The sequence below is a fragment of the Archangium sp. genome (genome assembly GCF_057119385.1).
Genome location: NZ_DBNGVP010000170.1, coordinates 1 through 3,173, shown reverse-complemented (window position 1 = coordinate 3,173; position 3,173 = coordinate 1). Strand labels below are relative to the sequence as shown.

3 protein-coding genes and 1 pseudogene are annotated in these 3,173 nt (G+C 65.5%); all 4 read left to right on the top strand.

From position 1 onward, the window contains the following. Positions 1-802, top strand: an 802-nt coding sequence (locus AC16DP_RS40720; protein WP_483956974.1) for a hypothetical protein, incomplete at its 5' end; no start/stop codon positions are given. Next, positions 799-1,581, top strand: a complete 783-nt coding sequence (locus AC16DP_RS40715) for a hypothetical protein (protein ID WP_329725619.1) — start codon at positions 799-801, stop codon at positions 1,579-1,581. The genes AC16DP_RS40720 and AC16DP_RS40715, both read left to right, overlap by 4 nt. A gap of 639 nt (positions 1,582-2,220) precedes the next feature. Then, the gene (locus tag AC16DP_RS40710; RefSeq protein ID WP_329725618.1) at positions 2,221-2,568 is read left to right on the top strand and encodes a hypothetical protein; all 348 of its coding nucleotides are present in this window, start codon (positions 2,221-2,223) and stop codon (positions 2,566-2,568) included. A 103-nt stretch (positions 2,569-2,671) separates the two neighbouring features. After that, positions 2,672-3,173 (top strand): annotated as a pseudogene (locus AC16DP_RS40705) (hypothetical protein); the annotation flags it as partial.

The following is a 3,173-nucleotide window of genomic DNA, read 5'->3' as shown; positions in this document are numbered from 1 at the left end:
GATGCGCGGCGGCAGCGAGGGCGCCGAGCAACTGGCGCTGCTCACCGGCCGCAGCCTGGACGAGGTGCGGGTGCTCTCGCGCGTGGCCTCGCACCTGTCTCCTGGAGACTCCAAGGAGATAGAGCGCTTGATGGCGGCGGCGGCCCGGGGCCACTCCTTCAGCGAGGAGGAGCTGCGATTCCTCCAGCGCGTGGCGCGCGGGTTGGAGGCGCCGCTGCGCGAGGCGGCCGGGGCGCTGAAGGCGGGCCAGAAGGTGCCGCTGCTGGGCGCGCGCACGCTGGCGGACGGTAGCCCGCTGCTGCCCGGCACGCCCATGCACAAGGCCCAGCGCTGGGTGGACTACCAATTCCGCCACCCCGAGAAGTACCCCCGCTTCTCCTTCCAGCCCGACGCCAACTGGGAGCGCCTGTATGAGTCCATCCTCAAGAACCGGCAGGCGGGCAACGTCTTCGAGGACGCCATCCTCCAACTGGCGAGATACGAGCGTAACGGGGCGATGATGATGCCGCCGCCGGGCAGCCGCGCCCAGGGCTTCATCCCCGACTCGGTGAAGGGCAACCCGGCGGAGCTCATATGGGGCCAGCCCTATCCCTTTGTCGAGGCCAAGGCTCGTAAAGAGCTGTCCCTCTCCGGCAATCTCGAGGCCATGATTGAGTATGTGGAGGAATACGGCGGTCACCTCGAGCTATGGGTCCGCTCTGCCAGACATCCCGACGGAGCAACGCACCTTTCAGAACCACTCCAGCTTCGTTTGGACCTCCTGGAAACAGACAGAAAGGCGATTGTGAGAAGACACCCATGATGCGTTCGCCCACATCGCTTGATATCGAAATACGACTTCCACCGGGCCGTCTCTCGGGTGGCCTCGTAAGGGAAGTCCTTGAACTCGCCCTTCGTCGGTTCCGATGGTTCGAGGCCAGGCGCTACGGTTATGCATCCATGAAGGAAGCGATCGACCCGGCACACTTGGATCTCGCCCCCCTGATCGCCTATTACGAGGAGCACGGCTGGCTGTGTGTCGGAGCCAAAACGGATCGGGACTTCATCTGGTTCTCGCCCGCCCGCGGCGCCGAGTTTCCCTACATAGGCGAAATCTCCTGGACGACCTCTGTCCGCTCGGCGTCCAAAGCGGCCTGGAGCACCGCCCTCGTCCAGCAGGTCGCCGAACTCATGCGCCTCGTCCAATCCCCTCTCGCTCAAGTCGGAATGGGTCAGGACTTCGATCGCAAGACGCGGCGATGGATTCCACAAGAGGTGGGAGAGCTGCGCGTCATCACCGTGCGCGACTACAGCGAAGGACTCGCGGGACTCTTCTGGCGCAATTTCTATGGCCCACCCTTCGTGCGCATGTTCGGCGAGCGCCTCGACTCACTGCCCGCCGAATGCCGCCAGCCGCTCGGTGAGGACCTCGTCCTCGTCCAGCCCTACGAGCTCCCCACGGAGGCGGGCACCGCGTCTGGCATCGCGCGCGAGCGCGAGCTCATCTCCCTGCTCGGCCCCGAGTGCTTCTACGACCACGAGCACCACACCCTCCCCTCCCGCCGCCCTGTCCTCGATTCTCTCGGCCGACCTCTCCACTGAGCGGCTTCGGCACCGCTTTCACAACCACTCCTGCGTCGGCAGAACCTCCTGCAAGCTGCTGACCTCCTACGTGTCGCCGCCCCGCCACCTGGCTACCTGCTGAACGAGTCACCCCTGCGCGAGCAGTCCCAGAACATGGCAAGGCAAGCCTGAACTATTACCCATGAAGTCTTCTCGCTAATCATGCCCGTCAAATACCTGGCTCTCCAAATAAGGCTTCCTCCTGGCCGTCCCTCGATTGATGTCGTACGAGAGCTCCTCGACCTCGTCCTTCGCAGATACCGATGGTTCGAGCCCAAGCGCTACAGTTCCGCCTCATTGAAGCGTGAGATGGACCCGGCCTCCAGTGAGCTCGCGCCACTCGTCGCCTATTACGAGGAGCACAACAATCTGATGGTTGCCGCCAGAACGGATCGGGATTTCATCGCGATTCATCCCTCCTCGACCGGCGCTCCACCCTACACGGGCTCCATTTCCTGGATGACGTCCGCCAGGTCGGCATCGAAGGACTCATGGCGTGCAGCGCATGCACAACAGGTAGCGGAGTTGATGCGCCTCCTTCAGTCACCTCTGGCCCTGGCAGGACTGGAAACAGATATCCATGGCAAGCGGTGGCGGCTCGTCCACAAGAGTATCCCCATGGAAGGAGGAAAGGACTTCACCTACTCGGAAGAGGAGCACACCGTGCGTGACTACAGTGAGGGACTTCCTGGTCTCGTCTGGCGCAATTTCTATGGCCCCCCCTTCGTCCGCATGTTCGGCGAGCGCCTCGACTCACTGCCCGCCGAATGCCGCCAGCCGCTCGGTGAGGACCTCGTGCTCGTCCAGCCCTACGAGCTGCCCACGGAGGCGGGCACCGAGTCCGGCATCACGCGCGAGCGCGAGTTCATCTCCCTGCTCGGCCCCGAGTGCTTCTACGACCACGAGCACCACACCCTGCCCACCCGCCGCCCCGTCCTCGACTCCCTCGGCCGGCCTCTCCACTGAACCGGCCCCTGCCAGCCCCATCTCGGTTCATGGGGACTTCGCCTCCTCGCGCTTGAAGTATTCAGCGACGGACTTGGAGAGAAAGCCGCCCCATGCCGCGCCCATGAAGACGCCCTCGATTCTTCTTCAAGCCGTGATGCTGGTGACACTGGCCGCGTGCCGCGGTCACCCGAGCGCCCGTATGGGCTTCGCCCTGGAGTCACCGGGCCCGCGGGCGCCCGCGTTCAGCGAAATGGGCTCGGGCATGGAGGCCCGGGCACTCCCCGCCGCCGAGGTGCTGGAGGGGACACGGGAGGTGCGTGTCCGGGCCTGGGAAGCCGCGCGCGGGCTGAAGCGCAAGGGGGCATGGCTGGCACTCGGGCTCCACGTGGAAGGCGAGCGGGTGCGGCTGCTCGGGCTGCACGCGCACGAAGGCAGCGGTGCCGAGGCACAGGACGAGGACGCCGAGCGCTTCCGCGGCCTGGTGGAGTGGGCGCTGTACCGGTACGTGAAGGGACAGCGGGGCGAGGTGGTGCTGACACTGCGGCGGGGCGAGGGCATGTGGAAGGAGGAGGTGGAGTCCACCGGCCCGGTGCTCTCGGCCACCCTCCCCCAGGCTCCCTATG

Coding starts and splice junctions, on each gene's coding strand:
- AC16DP_RS40710 (WP_329725618.1), top strand. CDS start 2,221: ATGGAAGGAGGAAAGGACTTCACCTACTCGGAAGAGGAGCACACCGTG.
- AC16DP_RS40715 (WP_329725619.1), top strand. CDS start 799: ATGATGCGTTCGCCCACATCGCTTGATATCGAAATACGACTTCCACCG.